The 20838-nt window shown below is 70.1% G+C and carries 22 protein-coding genes, 1 tRNA gene and 1 pseudogene; 14 read left to right on the top strand and 10 right to left on the bottom strand.

The window, feature by feature from the left end; translation table 11 throughout:
- Window positions 1-108: 108 nt before the first annotated feature.
- Complete coding sequence (locus ACH4D3_RS27275) at window positions 109-321, top strand: ferredoxin (RefSeq protein WP_003975067.1); 213 nt, start codon at window positions 109-111, stop codon at window positions 319-321.
- Window positions 322-383: 62 nt separating this feature from the next.
- Window positions 384-1259: an FkbM family methyltransferase gene (locus ACH4D3_RS27280; protein WP_398327084.1), complete on the top strand. Its 876-nt coding sequence runs from the start codon at window positions 384-386 to the stop codon at window positions 1257-1259.
- Between the two features lie 68 nt (window positions 1260-1327).
- On the opposite strand, the gene ACH4D3_RS27285 is transcribed toward ACH4D3_RS27280, so the two are convergent.
- The 3 genes from ACH4D3_RS27285 to ACH4D3_RS27295 all read right to left on the bottom strand — a co-directional run bounded on the left by ACH4D3_RS27285 (window position 1328) and on the right by ACH4D3_RS27295 (window position 3431).
- Complete coding sequence (locus ACH4D3_RS27285; protein ID WP_398326957.1) at window positions 1328-2122, bottom strand: glycosyltransferase family 2 protein; 795 nt, start codon at window positions 2120-2122, stop codon at window positions 1328-1330.
- A complete protein-coding gene (locus ACH4D3_RS27290) occupies window positions 2119-2907 on the bottom strand; it encodes a GntR family transcriptional regulator (RefSeq protein ID WP_398326960.1) in 789 nt (262 codons plus the stop codon). The genes ACH4D3_RS27285 and ACH4D3_RS27290 overlap by 4 nt, the downstream gene beginning before the upstream one ends.
- A gap of 146 nt (window positions 2908-3053) precedes the next feature.
- Window positions 3054-3431, bottom strand: coding sequence for a DUF6344 domain-containing protein (locus ACH4D3_RS27295; RefSeq protein WP_398326963.1), 378 nt, complete (start codon window positions 3429-3431; stop codon window positions 3054-3056).
- Between the two features lie 338 nt (window positions 3432-3769).
- Here ACH4D3_RS27295 and ACH4D3_RS27300 point away from each other — a divergent pair, with 338 nt between their 5' ends.
- Window positions 3770-3898, top strand: a complete 129-nt coding sequence (locus ACH4D3_RS27300) for a DLW-39 family protein (protein WP_003999697.1) — start codon at window positions 3770-3772, stop codon at window positions 3896-3898.
- A gap of 129 nt (window positions 3899-4027) precedes the next feature.
- Entirely contained in the window at window positions 4028-5371 is a 1344-nt protein-coding gene (locus tag ACH4D3_RS27305) for a hypothetical protein (protein WP_398326966.1), read from the top strand.
- A gap of 40 nt (window positions 5372-5411) precedes the next feature.
- Here ACH4D3_RS27305 and ACH4D3_RS27310 read toward each other — a convergent pair whose 3' ends face one another.
- Window positions 5412-7094 carry a protein kinase gene (locus tag ACH4D3_RS27310; RefSeq protein WP_398326969.1) on the bottom strand — a complete coding sequence of 561 codons (1683 nt, stop codon included), beginning with the start codon at window positions 7092-7094 and terminating at the stop codon, window positions 5412-5414.
- Between the two features lie 87 nt (window positions 7095-7181).
- A complete protein-coding gene (locus ACH4D3_RS27315) occupies window positions 7182-7730 on the bottom strand; it encodes a DNA-binding protein (RefSeq protein ID WP_104636363.1) in 549 nt (182 codons plus the stop codon).
- A 180-nt stretch (window positions 7731-7910) separates the two neighbouring features.
- On the opposite strand from ACH4D3_RS27315, the gene ACH4D3_RS27320 reads away from it, so the two are divergent.
- Together ACH4D3_RS27320 and ACH4D3_RS27325 are read left to right on the top strand one after the other, a co-directional pair.
- Window positions 7911-7983 (top strand) — tRNA-Ala (locus ACH4D3_RS27320).
- A 396-nt stretch (window positions 7984-8379) separates the two neighbouring features.
- Window positions 8380-9156, top strand: a complete 777-nt coding sequence (locus ACH4D3_RS27325; RefSeq protein ID WP_011029274.1) for an isoprenyl transferase — start codon at window positions 8380-8382, stop codon at window positions 9154-9156.
- A gap of 109 nt (window positions 9157-9265) precedes the next feature.
- On the opposite strand, the gene ACH4D3_RS27330 is transcribed toward ACH4D3_RS27325, so the two are convergent.
- Entirely contained in the window at window positions 9266-9964 is a 699-nt protein-coding gene (locus ACH4D3_RS27330; protein ID WP_398326973.1) for a DUF5324 family protein, read from the bottom strand.
- A 342-nt stretch (window positions 9965-10306) separates the two neighbouring features.
- Here ACH4D3_RS27330 and ACH4D3_RS27335 point away from each other — a divergent pair, with 342 nt between their 5' ends.
- A complete protein-coding gene (locus tag ACH4D3_RS27335) occupies window positions 10307-10840 on the top strand; it encodes a peptidylprolyl isomerase (protein ID WP_398326976.1) in 534 nt (177 codons plus the stop codon).
- Window positions 10841-10944: 104 nt separating this feature from the next.
- Window positions 10945-11838 carry a rhomboid family intramembrane serine protease gene (locus ACH4D3_RS27340; protein ID WP_398326979.1) on the top strand — a complete coding sequence of 298 codons (894 nt, stop codon included), beginning with the start codon at window positions 10945-10947 and terminating at the stop codon, window positions 11836-11838.
- A 267-nt stretch (window positions 11839-12105) separates the two neighbouring features.
- Here ACH4D3_RS27340 and crgA read toward each other — a convergent pair whose 3' ends face one another.
- Window positions 12106-12360, bottom strand: coding sequence for a cell division protein CrgA (gene crgA, locus ACH4D3_RS27345; RefSeq protein WP_115743070.1), 255 nt, complete (start codon window positions 12358-12360; stop codon window positions 12106-12108).
- Between the two features lie 150 nt (window positions 12361-12510).
- Here crgA and ACH4D3_RS27350 point away from each other — a divergent pair, with 150 nt between their 5' ends.
- From ACH4D3_RS27350 to ACH4D3_RS27370, 5 genes are read left to right on the top strand one after another with little or no spacing between them, the layout of a single operon-like run.
- Window positions 12511-13290: a DUF881 domain-containing protein gene (locus tag ACH4D3_RS27350; RefSeq protein WP_398326982.1), complete on the top strand. Its 780-nt coding sequence runs from the start codon at window positions 12511-12513 to the stop codon at window positions 13288-13290.
- A gap of 45 nt (window positions 13291-13335) precedes the next feature.
- A complete protein-coding gene (locus ACH4D3_RS27355; RefSeq protein ID WP_174256084.1) occupies window positions 13336-13533 on the top strand; it encodes a hypothetical protein in 198 nt (65 codons plus the stop codon).
- Complete coding sequence (locus ACH4D3_RS27360) at window positions 13530-14168, top strand: aminodeoxychorismate/anthranilate synthase component II (protein ID WP_381974552.1); 639 nt, start codon at window positions 13530-13532, stop codon at window positions 14166-14168. The genes ACH4D3_RS27355 and ACH4D3_RS27360 overlap by 4 nt, the downstream gene beginning before the upstream one ends.
- Entirely contained in the window at window positions 14165-15223 is a 1059-nt protein-coding gene (locus ACH4D3_RS27365; RefSeq protein WP_398326986.1) for a class E sortase, read from the top strand. Before ACH4D3_RS27360 ends, ACH4D3_RS27365 begins: the two co-directional genes overlap by 4 nt.
- 13 nt (window positions 15224-15236) lie before the next feature.
- Window positions 15237-15998, top strand: coding sequence for a class E sortase (locus ACH4D3_RS27370; RefSeq protein ID WP_381974547.1), 762 nt, complete (start codon window positions 15237-15239; stop codon window positions 15996-15998).
- 93 nt (window positions 15999-16091) lie between these two features.
- Here the strand turns inward: ACH4D3_RS27370 and ACH4D3_RS27375 are convergent, their stop codons facing one another.
- Entirely contained in the window at window positions 16092-17141 is a 1050-nt protein-coding gene (locus tag ACH4D3_RS27375) for a restriction endonuclease (RefSeq protein ID WP_398326990.1), read from the bottom strand.
- Between the two features lie 560 nt (window positions 17142-17701).
- On the opposite strand from ACH4D3_RS27375, the pseudogene ACH4D3_RS27380 reads away from it, so the two are divergent.
- Window positions 17702-18003 (top strand): annotated as a pseudogene (locus ACH4D3_RS27380) (transposase); the annotation flags it as partial.
- 139 nt (window positions 18004-18142) lie between these two features.
- Here the strand turns inward: ACH4D3_RS27380 and ACH4D3_RS27385 are convergent.
- Window positions 18143-18613, bottom strand: coding sequence for a hypothetical protein (locus tag ACH4D3_RS27385; RefSeq protein WP_387066822.1), 471 nt, complete (start codon window positions 18611-18613; stop codon window positions 18143-18145).
- A 201-nt stretch (window positions 18614-18814) separates the two neighbouring features.
- Complete coding sequence (gene pknB, locus ACH4D3_RS27390) at window positions 18815-20812, bottom strand: Stk1 family PASTA domain-containing Ser/Thr kinase (protein WP_398326993.1); 1998 nt, start codon at window positions 20810-20812, stop codon at window positions 18815-18817.
- Window positions 20813-20838 lie beyond the last annotated feature (26 nt).

Genomic DNA, 20838 nt, shown 5'->3' on the forward strand with positions numbered 1-20838 from the left:
CCAACCGGCTTGCCGGCCAACGGGCGTGCGTGCGGGGCGGGTTCAGTACGCCGATCCGTGGGCAGGCAGGTCGAGAAGGCTCCGAAACCGACCGCCGCTGGAGTGCGCATGAGGATCTCCGTCGACCCCGAGCAGTGTTACGGCTCCGGAGACTGCGTCCACCGGGCCCCGTCCGTCTTCACCCAGGTGGGCGGCCTCGGTGCCGTCATACCCGGCCGGGAACACGACGTCGACGCTCCGCGGGTGCGCGAGGCGGCCGAGGGGTGCCCGTCCGCCGCGATCACCATCGCCCGCACGGAAGCGGAAGAGGTCCGGGGCTGAACACCCGGGGCGAACCGGGCGCCGCCGTGACCGAGGCCCTGGTCGGACTCGCGACGCGGTACGTGCGCAACGGCCCCGGCACCTTCGGGAAGGCGGCCCTCGCCACGCGCTGGCTCAACGCGCGCCTGCGCGAGCATCCCCGCAGGGCCGTCGTCGAGCTGCCCTCGGGCGGTCGCTTCGCCGTGGACACGCAGGACCTCATACAGCGGTACCTGTACCTGTTCGGTGCCTGGGAGCCGCACCTGACCGCCTGGCTGCGGCGCCGGCTGCGCCCGGGGGACGGCTTCGTCGACGTCGGGGCCAACATCGGCGTCTTCAGCGTCCTGGCCGCCCGGCTGGTCGGCGACGAGGGCCGGGTCGTCGCGATCGAGGCCTCCCCGGACGTCCACCGGCGCCTGGTGGGGAACGCCCGGCTCAACAGCCTGGGGAACATCCGCGCGCTCAACGCCGCCGTCTCGGACCGCACCAGGACCCTGACCTTCGCGCTCGCCAGCTCGCGGAACACGGGGGCGAACAGCGTCGTCCCGTACGACGGCCCGGTGGAGTCGAGCTTCCGGACCGAGGCCCGGCCGCTGCCCGAGCTCCTCGGCCCGGCGGAGATCGCGACCGCGCGGGTGATCAAGATCGACGTCGAGGGCGCGGAGGGGAGTGTCGTGCGCGGTCTCGCGCCGATGCTGGGCGCTCTGCGGCCCGACGCGGAGATCGCGGTCGAGGTGGCACCGGAGCGCATGGCCCGGCTCGGGGACCGGGTCGACGACCTGCTCGCGGTGATGCGGGACGCCGGGTTCCACGGCTACCGGCTGGCCAACGACTACGCGCCCGGGAGCTATCCCCCGGCGCTGAGCGGTGCGCCCCGGGCGCCGGTGCGGCTGCGCGGGCCGGTGACCGGGGAGAGCGACCTGGTCTTCTCGCGGACGGACGCGGAACGGCTGCCCTGACCGCGGGGTGCTCCTGCCGCCGGGTGCTCCCGCCGCCGGGTGCCCCTGCCGCCGGGCGCTCCCGCCGTTCAGCGGGCGAAGCCGCCGGTGCCCTCCGGCAGGCGCCACCCGAAGGACGCCAGGGCGCGCGCCCTGGCCTCCACCACCGCCATCCGGGCATCGCGTTCCGCGGGTTCCACGTGGGACGCCTGGCCGGTCTCCTGGCCCTCCCACTTGCGGTAGAGAAGGCCCACGTCCTCGGTGAACCATCCCCGGCTCACGCAGTTGAGCGCCAGCAGCAGGCCGGTGTCCTCGGAGGCGGGCAGGGCCATCCAGCCGCCGACGGCGAGCAGCAGGTCGCGCCGGACCAGCAGGGTCGCCGGATGGACCTGGGCCCGGAAGCCGTTCGCCCTCCAGAAGTCGAGCACCTGCCCGCGCTCGATCGGCCCGTGCGCCGGGTCGCCGGGGAAACCTGCCGTCGAACCGTCGGGCAGGAGGTCCAGGACCCGCGAGGTCGCCCACCCGATCGACGGGTCGGCCTCCAGGGCGGCCAGGTCGCGGGCCAGGGCGCCCGGAGTGAGCCGGTCGTCGGCGTCCAGGACCTTCACGTACGCCCCGTCCGCGTGGGCCAGGGCCATCGTGCGCGCCACCCCCGGCCCGCCCTGCCGTCCGTGACGCCCCTGGTGGAACACGACCCGCGGATCGTCGGGCACGTGCGGCCGGACGTCCTGCGTACGGCCGTCCTCCTGGATCACCCAGCGCCACTCCCAGCCGTCGGGCAGCTCCTGCGCGCACAGCGAGGCGTAGGCCTCGGGGAGGAAGCGGGCGGAGGGGCCGTGGACGGCCGTGACGATGACGACGCGCCGGTTCACGACGGCACTCACCACCTTTCCAGACGGGTCGTGAAGAGCAGTTCCGTGCGGTCCCCGGGCAGGGTGACGTCGGAGACGTCCACCACCCGGCCGCCGGTGTCGTACGAGGTCTTGCGGAGCAGGATCACCGACGTGCCCGGTGGCAGGTCCAGGGCCGCTGCCTCCTCCGGCGTCGGCGGGCGGGCGGTCAAGCGCTCCTCCACGCGGTCCAGTTCGACGCCGACGGTGTGCAGCTGGTGCTGAGTCCCGCCCGGCCAGGGCTCGTTGGCCTCGTCCAGAAGGTCGGGATTGGCCGCGACCAGGTCGTGGACGAGGTAGGAGGTGACGAGGCTGAAGGGAGCGGTTTCGGCCGAGTACCGGGTGCGGAAGGTGCGTTGGAGCAGCACGGTGCCCTCGGGAACGCCGAAGGCCTCGGCCAGCTCCCCGGACGCCTTCAGCTCGCGGTACTCGGCGTGGAAGACCAGGTCGTCGCCCCGCAGACCGGTGTCGTGCTCCGTGGCGCCGGTCTCGGCCCTGGTGGCGAGCGGTCGGCGGGCCCGGTCCTTCTCCCACTGATGGCGGCGGTTGTCCCGCACCGCCGGCGTGCGGGGGCGGCGGACGAAGGTGCCGAGGCCGTGCCGCTTGTCGATCAGTCCCTCGTCGCTCAGCAGCCGGAGCGCGTTCTGCACGGTGGGCACGCTGCGCCGGTAGTGGTGGGCGAGGTCGGCCTCCGAGGGCAGCCGGTCGCCGGGCCGCCGCTCACCCGCCCGGATGGAGCGGCGCAGATCGTCGGCGATCACTTCATAGGCCTTGGGCACGGTCGCAGGCTACAACTCCTCAAGAGGTCTTGAAGAGCCGGGTACGGCGGCGGCCCGGCTGCTCTGTCGAGCGGCCGGGCCGTTTCTCGCGTGTGGTGCGGTACGCAGATCGCCGTTACGTCAGGGTCGGGGGTGGCGCGGGCCGCTCAGCGCTGGAGCGGGATGGTGTGCTGGGCCCGGGACTCGACCGCGGTGTCGTCGCACGGAAGGCCGGTGGTCGTGGCCGCGGTCGTGGCCGCGGCGGAGTCGGCGAGCGGGTGATGGCGGCAGCTGGGCGCCGCGCCGTGCGCCTCGGCGCGGATGCGCTGCTTCATCGTGGGGGGCAGGGAACCGGTTCGGGACCGGGGCAGGGGAAGCGCGGCCGCGGGTGCCGCCTCGGGAGAGGCGCTCTCGCTGTTGCTGTGCGTTCCGGTCTGCGGTACGGCCGCGGCGGCCGTCGTCGTGACGAGTCCGAGCGCCGTGCACAGCGCGAGGAAGGCGGTGACGATGCTGGTCCACAGCGTCAGGACCTTGTTCCGGGCCATGGCCCCTCACTTTCGGGTTGGGCGATTTGCGTACTTTCCTCATGATGTGTATGAGCGTCGCGAAGTGGTGGACCTGCGCCCGTGGCGCGTCGATGTTCAGATGAACACCACCCGAATAGCCGCAAGGCGTTGGAAAAGGTGCGCAGACGGGAGGGAGGCGGGCAAAAGTCACCGCATGTGAGGGTGTGATCACCCTCCGATCAGAATGGGTTCGTCCGCTTCTAAAGGGCTCCGGCGACGGGCAGTTGACCGCCGACGCAGGTCACCGATCGGTATCGGCCGGTGTGTATAGTCGGGCGCCGAAGGTCCCCAACGTCAAGGAAAGACGAGGTCGCGCGGTGAAGAAGCTTCTCCTGGTCGCACTGGCCGCCATCGGCGGGCTCCTCGTGTACCGCCAGATCCAGGCGGATCGCGCCGAGCAGGATCTGTGGACGGAGGCGACTGACTCCGTGCCCACGGGTTCGTGAGTACGACCGACATCCGGTCCTGAGCAGACCCCGGCCGTCAAACGGTCGGGGTTTTGTGTTGCCCTGAGGGGGCACGGTCCGCTCGGGGCGGGCGGCGACAGAGCCGGTGAGCGCGAGGGGTGGCGGGTCATGGGACGGTGGTGTACGGCTCGACGGGGTGCCGCGGTGGGGCGCGTGGCCGTGGTGGCCGCCGTACTGGCCACGACCGCTGCCCTGCCCGGCGCCACGTCACTCGCGGTCGGTCTCGCCACCGGGTCGGCCGGGGCGGCAGGGGCGGCCGGGTCGGCAGGTTCGGCCGCCGGGTACGACTTCGCCGACGACGCCGTACGGATCGCGGGCGCGAGTGCCACGGCGGACGCCGAACCGCTGGCGGCGGGCGCCACGTACCGCAGCTCCCTGCCGAGGAACGGCACCCTCTACTACCGCCTCGAACTCGACGCCGCCTCGGACGCCTACGTCTCCGTCACCGCCGTTCCCGGCGCGAACGGGGAGGTCACCGCGGTCGACGGCATCCGGGTCTCCGTGCAGGACGCCGACGGCGGCTCGTGCTCCGTGCAGAGCGCGACCTTCGGCGCCGCCCGCAGCCCCCGCCCGGTCACCGCCCGGGGCATGCGCGAGATCGACCCCGCCGCCCACCGGTGCCAGGACCCCGGCGCCTACTACGTGGGCGTCGAGCGGACCCGGCCCCAGGACTCCCCGCCGGACGACTGGGACCTGGAACTCACCGTCGCCACCGAGCCCCGCCCGCGCGAGACCGGCGCGACGAAGGCCCCCGAGGCCTGGAACTCCGCCTCGCCCGACCCCCTCGCGGGCGAGCCGGAACGCCGGCCGGGCGGCACCGGATTCGCCCACGCCACCCTCGTCGGACAGGGGGTCTGGCGCGACGACATCCGGCCCGGGGAGACCCTTTACTACAAGGTGCCCGTCGACTGGGGCCGCCAGGTGTACGCCACCGCCGAACTCGCCGGCTCCGCGGACGCCTCCGGCTATGCCACCAGTGCCCTGCGACTGGCCCTGCACAACCCCGTGCGCGGCGAGGTGGACGACGCGGCCAAGGGCTACACCGGGCGGACGACCACGGTCGGCCTCGCCTCCCTGCCGCCCGTGGCGTACCCCAACCGGTACACCACCGACGGGCAGGTCGGCGCGCTGCGGTTCGCCGGTGACTACTACGTCGTGATCCACCTCGCGGCACAGGTGGCCGAGGACTTCGGCCAGGGCCCCTTCGCACTGACGCTGCGCCTGCGGCTCGGGGGATCGGCGGGGACCGGCCCCGGATACGCGGGGGAGTCCCGGCCGAAGGGCCTCTTCGAGGTCTCCGCGCAGGACCGGGTGGCCGCCCCGGCCGGCGGAGCGGCGGACGACGACCTCGCCATGAAGGCGGTCGCCGTCGGCGGAATCGGCACCGGCAGCCTGCTGCTGCTCGGCCTGGCCGTGTGGACGGCGACGGCCCGCCGCAGGCCCCAGCCGTAGAAGCCGAGGCAGGCGCCCCCAGCCGTCCGGCGCCCCGGGCTCAGATGCGGGTCAGCGCCCAGAAGCCCACGGCGTAGCAGGCCAGCGCGAGCAGCAGCAGCGGCAGGGCCACCCGCGCCGGAGGGCCGGGACGACGGCGGCGCCGTGCCCCGCGGTGCTGGGCGGGAGGGTCGGACCGCGGGTTCCGGGCGGTGTACGCGGCGGTGGGGACGTCGGCACGCCGCGCCGGGGACGGCGCGAGGGACGGGGCGGGGAGCGGCGGCCCGTGCGGTGCCGGGTACTGGCTCCGGCCGGGGGCCTGCTCCGGCGGCAGGTGCGGCGGTCCGCCCGTGAACGCCGGGTGCGGTGCGGGCGGTTGCGTCGTTTCGGCCGCCGCGTCCGACGCCGGGGTGACGGTCGGCTGCGGGGGCGGCAGGTGGAAACCGCCGGTCTCGCCGGAGGGTGCGGAGGGCGTCCAGTCCTGGTCGGACGGGACGCCGTTCGGTGCGGGCGGGGCCCCCGGCGGGGGCAGGTGCGGGGTCGCGGGCGCCGAGGCCGGGCCCGTCGGGGGCGGGATCGGGACACCGGGCGACGGCCAGTCCTGGCCGGACGGCGGACCGGCCGGGGGCGTGCCCTGCCACGGGGGTGTCGGCAGGGGCGCCGGCGGAGTGGCGGGCGAGGACGGGCCAGCCCCCGAAGGCGTTCCCGCGTCCGAAGGCGTTGCCGCGTCCGAAGGCGTTGCCGCGCCCAAAGGTGTACCCGTCCCCGAAGGCGTTGCCGCGCCCGAAGGTGTACCCGTGCCCGAAGGCGTGTCCGCAGGGCGTCGCGGGTCCGTCGGTACGTCGTCCACACCGGAGGCCCTCTTGAGCGGGCCCTCGGGCCCGAACCCCGTGGGCAGCGGGCCCACTTGGTCGAAGATCTCGATCAGCTCGTCGTCGGGACCGGGCTCCGGCAGCAGCTCCACCGCCGCGGCCAGCGCCTTGCGCGCCCCCGTCGCGGTACGGAACCTCGCGGACGGATCCGGTTGCAGCAGCGTCGCCACGACCTGCCACAGCGGCTCGGGAATCCCGCGCGGCGCGGGCGGCGTACCGTGCTCGGCGAAGTGCTGGACGAGCACCTTGGCGTCCGGCTTGGCACCTTCCAGCAGATACAGCGCGACCAGACCCACCGCGAACAGGTCCGAGGGGAAGTCCGGCTCCGCACCCATCATCTGCTCCGGCGCGAGATAACCCGGCGTCCCCACCACGAGGTTGGTCTCCGTCAGCCGGGGCTCACCCAGCCGCATCGCGATGCCGAAGTCGGACAGCCTCAGGCGCGGACGGCCCGTCCCCGTCGCCTCCAGGAGCAGGTTGGCGGGCTTGATGTCACGGTGCACCACCCCCTCCCCGTGCACCGCCGCCAGGCCCGACAGGAGCTGGTCGAGCAGCGTGCACACGAACTCGGGCGGCAGCGGACCGTAGTCCCCGACCAGGTGGACCAGCGAGCCTCCCGTGACCAGGTCCATGGTGAACAGCACCTGGTCGTCGTCGGCCGCCCAGCTCGCGGGGGCGAGCACATGAGGGTGATCGATCCGCAGCGCCTGCTCACGGACGAACCGCAGCAGCGAGTGCGCGTCCCGCTGCTGGAGCACCTTCGCGGCCACATAACGCCTGCGCCGGTGGTCCCAGGCACGCCAGACGGCACCCACCCCGCCCCGGCCGATCGGGTCGACCAGCTCGTACCGGCCCGCGAAGACCTCACCCATGGCTGTGCGCCGCTCCTCCCCTGGGACCTGTCGCGCCACTCCCGCGGGCCCGGCCGCCGACCCCCTCGGCGGACCGGACCCACGGGATCAGTTCTGGTGGGACTGGTAGTGCGCGACCGCGTCCGAAGTGCGGCCCGCGCCGTACACCCGCAGGAACTCCGCCAGCTCCGGATGCGAGGAGGAGAGGGAGTCCGCCGCGTCGATGATGTCTCCGGCGGCCGCCACCGAGCGCAACAGCGACTGGATCTCCCGGACCACCCGCTTGACCGTGGGCGCACCCGAACTACTGGTCGTCGTCGTGGTGTTGCTGAGCACCGAGCCCCCCTGGGACTTCTTGATCTCGTCCATGCGCTCCGTGGCCTCGGCCGCGCTCACACTGCCGTCGGCGACCTGCCCCGCCAGGTCCTGCAGCAGCTGCACCCGCTGGACCACCGCGGGGTTGCCGATCTTCGCCCGCTGGCCGCTCATCAGCTGCGACAGCATCGGCGCGGACAGCCCCAGCACTCCCGCGAGACGAGCCTGGTTGAGACCGAGATCGTCGATAAGCCTGCGGAAGAGCGCCCCCAGCGGCTCCCCGTACCAGTTCCGCTGCAGTTCCCGCGCTCTTGCGGTGGCTTCCTGCTGTGCGGCGTCCATTGCGTCTCCCCATCGCTTCCCCAAAGACCGCAGTTCGCTCCAGCGAACCACGCCGAGCATCTTACGGAGCGTGGTCGTTCCCCGGGAGCCCCAATCATTTGTGAGATACGGGGGACGACCCGGTACTCTTGTCCGCGGCGACCGGCGGCCCGCGACACCAGGACCGGCGACGCCACCCGAGGGGCCTTAGCTCAGTTGGTAGAGCGCTGTCTTTGCATGGCAGATGTCAGGGGTTCGACTCCCCTAGGCTCCACCGTAAAGAGCGCCTCCGACCTGCGGAAACGTAGATCGGAGGCGCTCTGTTCGCTTCCGGCGGGCGGAAGCGGCCCGCCCTAGCGGGCGCCGGCGGACGGAGACGTTCCTCACCGTCGCGGGCCCCACACCGTGCCCGGCACCGCACGCGCCGCCCGGATGATCAACAACGACCGGAGGGAAAGGGCCAGTTGAGGACATGGAACAGCGCCCCGGCACCCGCGCCACCACCGGAACCGGCCCCCGGACGGGCCCCTCTCGACGCCCCGGCGGCGCTGTCTGCTCTTGATATCGTCACCCCACAGGGCATCAGCGCAGACCCCTGCGGGGCGGTGCCACGTGGCTCATCGCCGTCGGAGCCGTCCGGTCGCTACCGACGAGGTGGAAGGGGTAGACCATGCGGGCGAAGGTACGGGCCGCTCTCGACGCGCTCTATATGAAGCGACTGGTCAGAGAGTTGGAAGGACGCCCACGCCCCCAGCACATCGGCATCATGCTCGACGGCAACCGCCGGTGGGCCAAGATGTCGGGCATCGACGACCCCCGCGAGGGCTACCGGGCCGGCGGCGCCAAGGTGCTGGACTTCCTGCGCTGGTGCGACTCCGCACAGATCGAGCACGTCACCCTCTTCATGCTCTCCGACGACAACCTCGCCCGGCCCGAAGAGCAGCTGAACCCCCTCATCGACATCATCGCCGAGGTCGTCGAGCAGCTGGCCGCGCCGGGCAACCCCTGGCCCGTCGAGGCCGTCGGCGCCCTGGACCTGCTGCCCGCGGAGTCCGCGAGCCGCCTCAAGACCGCCACCGCCGCCACCCAGGGCCGCAAGGGCGGCACCAAGGTCGACGTCGCCGTGGGCTACGGCGGCAGACGCGAGATCGTCGACGCCGTGCGCTCCGCCCTCACCGAGCACAGCTCCCAGGGCGGCGACATCGACGAGTTCATCGAGACCTTCACCATGGAGCACATCTCCAAGCACCTGTACTCCAAGACACGGTCCGAGTCCGACCTCATCATCCGTACCTCCGGCGAACAGCGGCTCTCCGGATTCCTGCTCTGGCAGTCCGCCTACGCCGAGGTCCACTTCTGCGAGACGTACTGGCCGGACTTCCGGGAGATCGACTTCCTGCGCGCCCTGCGCTCCTACTCCCTACGGGAACGCCGCTACGGCCGCTGAGCGCCGTTTCACGTGAAACATCGCCGCGGGGCGGGAGACCACGAGTCTCCCGCCCCGCGGCGGTAACCAAACGACAGAAGACGGCCGGCGCCGGTACGGCCGGCGGAGATCAGCGGGGCTCGTCGCCCTCCGCCTCCTCCTGCGCCTGCTTGGCCTGCACCTCGGGATCGAGGATCGCCTCACCGGTGCCGTCCACCGACGTCAGCCGGCCCGACTCGGGAACCTCCGTCGCCTCCGGCGGCTCCACCAGCCAGTCCGGGTTGGCCTGCTTGTCCCACCACTTCCAGGCGGCGAAGGCACCACCGGCGACAATGCCGACCACCGCGAGAACCTTGGCGACCCGGCCGGCCCTGGCCCGACGCTGGTGCTTGCGCGTCAGCCGCTGGATCTCCTTGGCCGTGACCTGACCACGCAGCGCGGCCAGCGCGGCGACACCGCGCGCCGTGGCCTCGTCGCGCACGGGACCCGCCGCGGCCACCGCCTGCTCGATCCTCGGACGTGAGTAGTCGGCGGCCTGCCGAGCGGCCAGACGCGTACGGACAGCGGCCTCCTGCGCGGCCGCGTCCATCTTCGGCGGCACATGCGTACGGGCCTGTTCCAGCCGCGGCGCCACGTGGGTGCCGTACTGCAGGCGCGCCTGGCACGTGGCCTGCGACACCTTGGGCGCCAGCCGTACGCGCGCCTCCTGTGCATAGTGAGCGGCCCTGTCCTTGGCCGTGTCGGCGTAGGGCGCCACCACTTCCGCGGCGTGCAGCACGCTGTCCTTCGCCGAACCGGTCGCGGCGCGCACGCTGTCGATGCGGGTCACGGGTTCCTCCTCCTCGGTGGCGTACGGTAATTCGACTTTCCACCCTTTTACGGATCATGCCTGGGGACGCGCCGCCAGGCATGCGAGGGCGGGCATCCGGGTCACGGGCGATGCCGCCGCGTCCTCTGGGGCAAGTGGTGATGAAGTTGCGAACAAGAGCTGATCAACGTCAATAACCGATGAATACCGGGCAACACGAGCCTGTCCACGACCATGCCACGGATCGGCGCCCCACGCTCGTGACCCAGCGGTAAGAGCGACGTAAGAGCGACGTAAGAGCGACGAACGCGTCCCCGCCCGTGCGAGGATCGGTGCGCACAACAGGACGACGGAAGGCACCTCGTGGCCGCGCAGCTCTACGCCACCCTGAAGACCAGCCAAGGTGACATCGAGGTCCGGCTGCTGCCGAACCACGCACCCAGGACCGTCAAGAACTTCGTCGAGCTCGCCCGCGGCGAGCGGGAGTGGACCCACCCCGCCACCGGCGAGAAGTCCCTGGCCAGGCTCTACGACGGCACCGTCTTCCACCGGGTACTCAGCGGCTTCATGATCCAGGGCGGCGATCCGCTGGGCAACGGCACCGGCGACCCCGGCTACCAGTTCCCGGACGAGTTCCACCCCGACCTCGCCTTCGACAGGCCCTACCTGATGGCCATGGCCAACGCCGGCCCCGGGACCAACGGCTCGCAGTTCTTCATCACCGTCTCCCCGACGACCTGGCTCAACCGCAAGCACACGATCTTCGGCGAAGTGACCGACGCGGCCAGCCAGCGGGTCGTCGACACCATCGCCGCCGCCCGGACCAACCCCCGCACCGAGCGGCCCCTCACCGACATCGTCATCGAGTCGGTCGTCGTCGAGACACGGAACGCCTGACGCCCCGCCACACCGGGCAGGAACCAAACGCCCCGCTCATCCGTAGAGAAGGGCGGGGCGGTGCACCCGCACACACTGCCCGCAGGGACGACCGAGGGGATGCCATGGACCACGCGGCCGCCGGCCGACCGGATGCCCAGAGCCTGCCCGGTTGCTATCGCCACCCGGACCGCGAGACCGGCATCCGCTGCACCCGCTGCGAGCGCCCCATCTGCCCGGACTGCATGGTCAACGCCTCCGTCGGCTTCCACTGCCCCGACTGCGCCGCCGGCCGCACACCGGGGGCCGCCGGCCCGGCCCCGAGCGCCTCCCGCCCCCGCACCCTCGCGGGCGGCACCGTCGCGGCCGACCCCCACCTCGTCACCAAGATCCTGATCGGGATCAACGTGGCGGTGTTCATCGCCGTCCAGGCGCTCCCGTCGTCCTTCCTCAGCGACATGGTGCTCATCGGACGCTGGCCCCCCGCCCCCTTCGTCCCGACCGAGGGCGTCGCCGAGGGCGAGTGGTACCGGCTGGTGACCACGATGTTCACCCACGAGGAAATCTGGCACATCGGCTTCAACATGATCAGCCTCTGGTTCCTCGGCGGCCCCCTGGAAGCGGCCCTCGGCAGAGCCCGCTACCTCGCCCTCTACCTCGTCTCCGGCCTCGCCGGCAGCGTGCTCGCCTACCTGCTGGCCTCGCCCACCACGGCCACCCTCGGCGCCTCCGGCGCGATCTTCGGCCTCTTCGGCGCCACCGCCGCCCTCGTGCGCCGGCTCAACGCCGACATGCGGCCCGTCGTCATCCTGCTGGTGATCAGCCTGATCTTCACCTTCACCCGGAGCAACATCTCCTGGCAGGCCCACGTCGGCGGCCTCGTCGCGGGTGCCGTGATCGGCTACGCCATGCTCCACGCGCCCCGCGAGCGGCGCACGCTCGTCCAGTACGGCACCTGTGCGCTGGTCCTCGTGGTCGTCGTCGGCCTGACCCTGTTGAGGTCGGCGCAGCTCAGTTGAGCGCCCGTTGTCCACAGTAGGTGGCGGATCTTGTGCACAGCGTGCGGGAACACATGTGCCCCCTGTCGCTGACCAGTGTTATCCCAGGTCAGACAGGGGGCGAACATGTTTTCGGAAGCTGGGTCCAGCCGGTACTTCCGTCACACCGGCGTCAATGCCGGGTGGGTTATCCACAGATCGTCTTTCTTTTCCCCAGCGTGTGGACAATGCCTGTGGATAACTCCGCGAATACCCCTGGGCAGAGCTACCGGGGAGCGATCGCGTGGGCTACTTCCACTGCGTGGAGACGCCGAACCCCGCGGCGATGAAACCGAAGCCCACCACGATGTTCCAGTTGCCCAGGGAGTCGATGGGCAGGGAACCGTCGGTGACGTAGAAGAGGACGATCCAGGCCAGGCCGAGGACGAACATGGCCAGCATGACCGGCGCCACCCAGCCGCGGCTGGTCAGCTTGATGCTGGTCGCCTGCTTCGAGGGCGGCGGCGTGTAGTCGGCCTTCTTGCGGATACGTGACTTCGGCACGAGGGTCTCTCCTGTCGATGCGCTGCGTGGCCGCGCAGGGAACGGGGCTCGGTCTCGGGTGCGGCGTGGATGGGACGAGGGGACTCTGAGCGCTCCCCCGGGCGTCCGTTAGCGTAGTCCTTCCGTGGCGCCGAAGGAGATAAGGGTACGTTGAGCAATTCTGCCGACTCCCCCGGGACGGGATCCAGCCCTGTCCGCCGGCGCCGTTTCCGGCCCGTGCGGGTGCTCACGGCGGCCGTCTTCGCGCTGGCGGGACTTATCTTCTTCACCAGCTTCAATACCGCGAAGGGCACCAATATCCGTACGGACTCCTCTTTGCTCAAGTTGTCCGATCTCATCCATGAACGCAGCCGGGAGAACGGCGATCTGGAGGAGTCCAACGGAGCCCTGCGCGAGGACGTCGAATCGCTCGCGGAACGCGACGACGGGCGTACGAAGTCGGAGGACGACAAGCTCGCGGCGCTGGAGGAGAAGGCGGGTACGCAGAAGCTGAAGGGCGAGGCGATCACCGTCACGCTCGACGACGCCCCGCCCGACGCCACCGCGAAGCTCCCCGGCTACCCGGAGCCGCAGCCCGACTACCTGGTCATCCACCAGCAGGACCTCCAGGCCGTGGTGAACGCGCTCTGGCAGGGCGGCGCCGAGGGCATCAAGGTCATGGACCAGCGGCTGATCTCCACCAGCGCGGTGCGCTGCGTGGGCAACACCCTGATCCTCCAGGGCCGCGTCTACTCACCGCCGTACAAGATCCAGGCGGTCGGCGATCCGGAGCGGCTGAAGAAGGCGCTGGCGAAGTCGCCCGCGATCCAGAACTACATGGTGTACGTCAACGTGTACGGGCTCGGCTGGAAGGTCGAGGACGACGGCCGGGCGACCCTGCCGGGCTACTCCGGCACGGCCGACCTGCACTATGCCCAGCCTGTGGATTAGGGCCGTTCCCGAGGGCCGCGCGCCGCTAGTCTGGTGCGGTACGGCGTGAGTCTGGCGCCGTGGTGCGACGGAAGGGACGGCATGTACGGCTGGATCTGGCGGCATCTGCCGGGGAACGCGTGGGTGAAGGCGCTGCTCTCGCTCATGCTGGCGATGATCGTGGTCTACGTCCTGTTCCAGTACGTCTTCCCGTGGGCCGAACCGCTGCTGCCCTTCAACGATGTGACGGTGGACAACCAGTGAGCGCGCGCATCCTCGTCGTCGACAACTACGACAGCTTCGTCTTCAACCTCGTCCAGTACCTCTACCAACTCGGCGCGGAGTGCGAGGTGCTGCGCAACGACGAGGTGTCGACGGCGCACGCCCAGGACGGCTTCGACGGGGTGCTGCTCTCGCCCGGGCCGGGTACGCCGGAGCAGGCGGGCGTCTGCGTCGACATGGTCCGGCACTGCGCGGCGACCGGCGTGCCAGTCTTCGGCGTGTGCCTGGGCATGCAGTCGATGCAGGTCGCGTACGGCGGTGTGGTGGACCGGGCGCCGGAGTTGCTGCACGGCAAGACCTCGCCCGTCGAGCACACGGGGCAGGGCGTCTTCGCGGGCCTGCCCTCCCCCTTCACCGCGACGCGCTACCACTCGCTGGCGGCGGAGCCGGCCACGGTGCCGGCCGAGCTGGAGGTGACGGCCCGTACGCCGGACGGGATCGTGATGGGCCTGCGCCACCGGGAACTGCTCGTCGAGGGCGTGCAGTTCCACCCGGAGTCGGTGCTGACCGAGCACGGGCACCGGATGCTGGCCAACTGGCTGGTGGAGTGCGGCTACCAGGACGCGGTGGCGAGGTCGGCGGGGCTCGCCCCGGTGGTGGGCAGGGCCACGGCGTGACCGCGCTGCGCCCCGAGCGCGACTCCGGCACGGCCGGTGACCAGGGATCCTCGTACGGGCAGCCGTACGGGGATTCCGGTGCGTTCGGGGACGGTGGGTACGAGGAGTTCGCCGTCGGGGAGGAGTATCTGCCGCCGCTCGTGGACGACGAGACGGTGGCGCTGCGGATCCCGGACCCCCCGGTGCCCCGGGCGGCCGCCGGGACGGGGCCGGCCGGGGGCGGTCCGGTGGGCGGCGGTCGCGCGGCCCGCAGGAAGGCCGCGAAACGGCGTCACGGGCGCCGTGGGGCGCCCCGGGACCCGGCGCCGGAGGAAGAGGCCGAGCAGGCCCCGAAGGCGCCCCTGTCGCGCGTGGAGGCCCGTCGGCAGGCGCGGGCGCGCAAGCCCGGTGCCGCGGTGGTCGCCAGCCGGGCAATCGGTGAGATCTTCATCACGACCGGCGTGCTGATGCTGCTGTTCGTCACCTATCAGCTGTGGTGGACGAACGTGCGGGCGCACGCGCAGGCGAACCAGGCCGCGAGCGACCTCCAGGACGACTGGGCGAACGGCAGGCGCAACCCGGGGGCCTTCGAGCCCGGACAGGGGTTCGCGCTGCTGCACATCCCCAAGCTGGACGTGGTGGTGCCGATCGCGGAGGGCATCAGCAGCAAGAAGGTGCTGGACCGGGGCATGGTCGGGCACTACGCGGAGGACGGGCTGAAGACGGCGATGCCGGACGCGAAGACCGGCAACTTCGGGCTCGCGGGGCACCGCAACACGCACGGCGAGCCGTTCCGGTACATCAACAAGCTGGAGCCGGGCGATCCGATCGTGGTGGAGACGCAGGACAAGTACTTCGTCTACAAGATGGCGTCGATCCTGCCGGTGACCTCGCCGAGCAACGTGAGCGTGCTGGACCCGGTTCCGAAGCAGTCGGGCTTCAAGGGACCCGGCCGCTACATCACCCTCACCACCTGTACGCCGGAGTTCACCAGCAAGTACCGCATGATCGTGTGGGGCAAGATGGTCGAGGAACGGCCGCGCAGCAAGGGCAAGCCGGATGCGCTCGTCAGTTAAGGGCGGATGACCAGTGGCAGCGACCACCGACACGGAGCACCAGGAGCAGACCGGGGCGGGCGGTCGCGGGCGGCGTCGTCCCGGACGGATCGTCGCGCAGGCGGTCGGCGTTCTCGGTGAACTGCTCATCACCGCGGGCCTGGTGATGGGCCTGTTCGTCGTGTACTCGCTGTGGTGGACGAACGTGGTCGCCGACCGCGCGGCGGACAAACAGGCCGAGAAGGTCCGTGACAACTGGGCCCAGGACCGGGTGGGCGGGAACGGCCCGGACGGCCCCGGTGCGCTGGACACCAAGGCGGGCATCGGCTTCCTGCACGTCCCGGCGATGAGCGAGGGCGACATCCTGGTGGAGAAGGGCACGTCGATGAAGATCCTCAACGACGGCGTGGCCGGCTACTACACCGACCCGGTGAAGGCGACGCTGCCCACCTCGGACAAGAAGGGCAACTTCTCGCTCGCGGCCCACCGCGACGGGCACGGCGCCAAGTTCCACAACATCGACAAGATCGAGAAGGGTGACCCGATCGTCTTCGAGACGAAGGACACCTGGTACGTGTACAAGACGTACGCCGTCCTGCCCGAGACCTCGAAGTACAACGTCGAGGTGCTCGGCGGCATCCCCAAGGAGTCCGGGAAGAAGAAGGCCGGCCACTACATCACCCTGACGACCTGCACCCCGGTCTACACGAGCCGCTACCGGTACGTGGTCTGGGGCGAGCTGGTCCGCACGGAGAAGGTGGACGGCGACCGGACGCCGCCGGAGGAGCTGCGGTGAGGTGACTGGGGTCCTGTGGGGACCTCTGTGACCTAACATGATGTAGGCCCGAAGCCGCAACTTGGTCTTGCGGCTTCGGGCCTCTTCGTTCGGCTACTGCAGGACGTTCAGTGGTGCACCGGCGCTCCACTCTTCCAGGAGTCCGCGATGGACGGCGGTGATGCCGCTCTCGACGGCGATGTTCTGGGCGTCACGCGTGAAGGGGCAGGTCGCCACGAACAGGGCGACCTCGGAGCTGTGCAGGACCTTGGCCGCCCCGATGAACTTCTGGATCTCGGGGCTGGTGACTGTGAGGTGAGGCGCGAACCTCTTGCACTGGACGACGAGCGTTCGCCCGGCGGCGGTGAGTGCGGTGATGTCGATACCTCGGTCCCTGCTGCCACCGCGCACGAGAACGTCGGTGCATCCGTCACGGCGGAGCAGTAGGGCCACGTGCTCCTCGAACTCGCGGCCGTTCATGGCGTCCATGGAGGCCATGACCCCGGCGAGTGGACGGTCCTCCCACGGGCCTTCCAGCCGTTGCAGCCGGGCGTTGTGTTGCCGGAGCCGCTTCTCGATGCGCTGGACTCCCGTCCGGAGAGCGATGAGCTCTCGTTGGTGATCGCTGGACGTTTCGATCAAGGCATTGAACATCGGTACGACCGTCCGGCCGAGAATGTGGGTGATGCGCTGGTCGATGTGGGCGTCGAGGGCGGAGGTGTCTGCAGGGGCCGGGTTTTCCACAGGCTGCCTGCGGGCCAGGTACTCCGTGTCCAGGAGGTAGGTGCGCACCTGACGTGCGACTTCGCTGTCCCGGAGAAGCATGGCGACGTTGAGGACGGAACGACGGGAGTAGAGGGTGAGGCTTGACCGGGGCTGTGGATGACCTCCCGGATAGCGTGACAGGACGTCACGCTTGAATTGAGCGAGCGCAGGTCCTTGGAGAGTGCGCAGCCCGCTGCTCGACAGTTCCTCACGGTGCCGTGCCTTGAGCTGACGGATGGCGTCAGTGGTGACGCAGAAGTACGTCGCTACCATTGCCGTCGTTACGTGCATGCCGTCCGGCAGCAAGGACAGTGCTTTGACGCGGTCGAGTACGTCCATGCGGTCGCGCACGCTGCTGCGTAGGGCCGGTGATTCGAGCAGGACGGTCTCGCTGATCATGATCGTTGCCCCTAAAGAGGGAGTTGTGTGGTCACCCTGGGTTAACGAGTCATGACATACGAAGACACGATCGGTTCGCGGTCGCACTGGGTGTCGAGCAGGGGTGCGCAACCGGCGGGCGATGTCGCTGTCGCGCAGGAGCAGAGCGCTGGTGAGTACGGCTCGCCTGGAGTAGATGGTGAGGCTTCGGCGGGCCTGTGGATAACTGGCCAGCCAGAGTGACATGTTGTCACTCTCGAATTCTCTCAGGTCGGCGCCTCGGAGCACGGTCATTCCGTTGACTTCGAGTTCCTCACGGTGGCGCGTGGTCAGCTGTCGGACGGCTTCGGCGGTGACTTGGAAGTACGTCGCCACCATCACCGTAGTCACGTGTATGCCGTTCGGCAGGAGGGACAGGCCTTCATGCGGTCGAGTACGTCCGTGCGTTCGAGGATGCCGTGCCGCTGCGCAGGGTGCGCGATTCCAGTAGAGCCGTCTCGTTGATCATTGCCCGGCTTTCCCTCTTGGGATGACGTGGTCAACCGGACTTAACGAGTTCTGACATATGAAGGCACGTCCACCGGATCCGAGCCGCACGGCACCGGCCTGCACAACCTGCCCCTTCACCAGGCAGCTCAGAACAGGGCCTGGCTTGAGATCGTCCAGATCGCTCCGACCTGCCGGCCTGGCTGCCCATGCTCGCTCTCACCGGCACTACCCGGCTCCGGGAACCCCGCTGCGGCAATTCCGCCAGCCCTCCGCGGCCGCGCAACTCGTCACCACCAGCCGCCTCAAGATCCTCTGCCTCAACAAGCATCGGCCCTGGACCGGCGAGATCAGTGCCGCACTCGAACGACTCGGGCTCCTGCCAAACCCCGGCTGACCAGCACCGTCAACTGTCCCCGGCAGCGGAATCCGACGCCCACCCGGCGGGACAGCCGCGCTACCGGTCTGCCGACCATCAGCTCGGGAAACGAAAGGGTCCGCCGACTCCGTCAGCGGACCCTCACGAAAGATCGAGGCTAGCCGCAGTGGACTGCTACCCCACGGCCGTTGGCGTCCGTTGAGTTGGAGGGGCTCCAGATCGTGCCCCAGACGGAGATGCAGCGAGAGGCCGTACCCGTTACGGTGACGGGTCCGGCGTACCAGGAGTAGTAGCCGTTGTCGTTGTCTTGCGTGTCGATGCTGCAGGTGCCGCCGCCTGGTACGGTTCCGGCCTTGCACTTCCAGATGCTGGCGATCATGTTCTTGGTCGTGCCGGTACCCCAGTAAGTATCGACGACGGCGGCGCAGTTGGTGCCGCCGTTTGCGGAGCTGTAGTAGACGTTGATGACGCCGTACTTGGTGCCACCGCCGGTTCTTACGTCGTAAGTGCCGACCAGATTTCCGCTGCACCCATAGGCGGATGCCGCTGCGCTGGCGTTGGGTGCGAAGGCGATACCACTAGCGAGCATGGCAAATACCGCGAAAAGGGTGGACAGCGTTTTGCGCATGAGGTCATCTCCAAGATGTCTCAGACGGGAGTTGATCTTGCGCAAAGGGACGTTACCCGGCCTGGCATGTCCCTGCAATGTGACAAAATAGCAAAAATACAGCTGGATTGATGACCCGTCACGTGACGCTGCCTCCTAGGCGCTGTAGAGCCCCGGTCCCTCCGCTGAGGTCCGGGGCTCTGGGCAGTGTGGGAGATGGTGTCAGTTGCCGAATCCGGGGAGGCCAGCGATGGTGCCCCCGCCATTGTTGCCACCCTGCTGGGCGGGGGCGAAGAGGATGACCTTGTCGCCCTTCTTGACCTCCTGGCCCTCCACCGGGTTGCTGGCCACCACTACGGCGTTGTCGTCACCGCCGCCTTCGACTTTCTCGAGCTGAAGGCCGTTCTGAGCGAGGACCTGCTTGGCTTGGGCAACAGTCATCTGAGTGACCTTCGGCATCGGGATCTTCTCATTGGCCGGGGCCTTGGCGATCTTCACGTTGACCGTGCTGCCGCGGTCGACGTCCTTCCCGCCGTTGGGGGTCTGCTCGAAGATGGTTCCTTCGGCCTGCGCGGTGGACTCGACCTGCTCCTGTGTGCCGAGCACGAGCCCCTGCTCCTCCAGCCGTTTCCTGGCGTCCTCGGGCGCCATGCCGCTCAGGTCGGGCACGGTTACCTGTGCCGTCTCCTTGGCGACGGTGAGGGTGACGGTGGAGCCCTTCTCCCGCGACGCACCGCTCTTGGGGTCCTGAGTCAGCACGGTGTCCGGAGTCTGGGTGGACTCCTCCGACTGCTTTTCCACCTCGAAGCCCTTGTCCTTCAGAGCTGCTTCCGCCTCGCTGAAGGTGAGACCCTCGACGTCCGGGATCTCGACCTTGGGTGCGCCGGTCGAGACCACCAGGTTGACGGTGGACTCCTTCTCGACGTCGGTGCCCTGCTTGGGGTCCTGGGCGCAGATGTTGCCCTTGGGCTGGTCCTCGCACTCCTGCTGCTTGAACGTCAGCACCAGGTCGATGTTGTCGGCCTGCTGCTGGGCGTCGGCCTTGCTCAGGCCGACGAAGGCGGGCACCGGGACCTTGTCGTTGCTCGGTCCGCCGTCCCCGCTGAAGGCGTACTTGCCGATCAGGATGGCGCCGACGAGGACGAGGACGCCGGCCAGGACCAGGAAGATCGTGGAGGTGTTCTTCTTGCGGGGCTGCTGGCGGCGCCGGTCGGGGCGCTCGTCGTAGCCGTAGCCGCCGTCGTCCGGGTTCATGGGCGGCAGCATGGTCGTGGCGCCGCCGCCCCCGTCCGAGCGCAGGGCGGTGGTGGGCTGGTCGTCGGGGTAGGCGCCGTAGCCGCCGGCGGCCATGGCGCCCAGTGCGGCGGTGGCGGCGACGGGCTGGCCGTCGAGGCAGGCCTCGATGTCGGCGCGCATCTCGTCGGCCGACTGGTAGCGGTAGTCGGGGTCCTTGGTCAGGGCCTTCAGTACGATCGCGTCCATCTCGGGCGTGATCTCGGGGTCGAAGACGCTGGGCGCCTGCGGTTCCTCGCGCACGTGCTGGTAGGCGACCGCGACCGGGGAGTCGCCGACGAAGGGCGGGCGCACGGTGAGCAGCTCGTAGAGCAGGCAGCCCGTGGAGTACAGGTCGGAGCGGGCGTCGACCTGCTCGCCCTTGGCCTGTTCCGGGGAGAGGTACTGGGCGGTGCCGATCACGGCGGCGGTCTGGGTCATCGTCATGCCGGAGTCGCCCATGGCGCGGGCGATGCCGAAGTCCATGACCTTGACCTGGCCGTTGCGGGTGAGCATGACGTTGGCCGGCTTGATGTCGCGGTGGACGATGCCGGCCCGGTGCGAGTACTCCAGTGCCTGGAGGATGCCGATGGTCATCTCCAGGGTCCGCTCCGGCAGCAGCTTGCGGCCGGAGTGGAGCAGCTCACGGAGTGTGGAGCCGTCGACGTACTCCATGACGATGTACGGGATCGACACGTTGTCGATGTAGTCCTCGCCCGTGTCGTAGACCGCCACGATCGCGGGGTGGTTGAGCGAGGCGGCCGACTGGGCCTCCCGGCGGAAGCGGGCCTGGAAGGACGGGTCGCGCGCGAGGTCGGCGCGGAGCGTCTTCACTGCCACGGTGCGGCCGAGCCGGGTGTCGTGCGCGAGGTATACCTCCGCCATGCCACCACGACCGAGCACCTGGCCCAGCTCGTACCGGCCGCCGAGGCGACGCGGCTCTTCCATGGTTACCTACCAGCCCTCTCCGTCGG

The organism is Streptomyces sp. NPDC018026 (assembly GCF_044327745.1).
In the GTDB taxonomy this organism is placed as follows: domain Bacteria; phylum Actinomycetota; class Actinomycetes; order Streptomycetales; family Streptomycetaceae; genus Streptomyces; species Streptomyces rubrogriseus.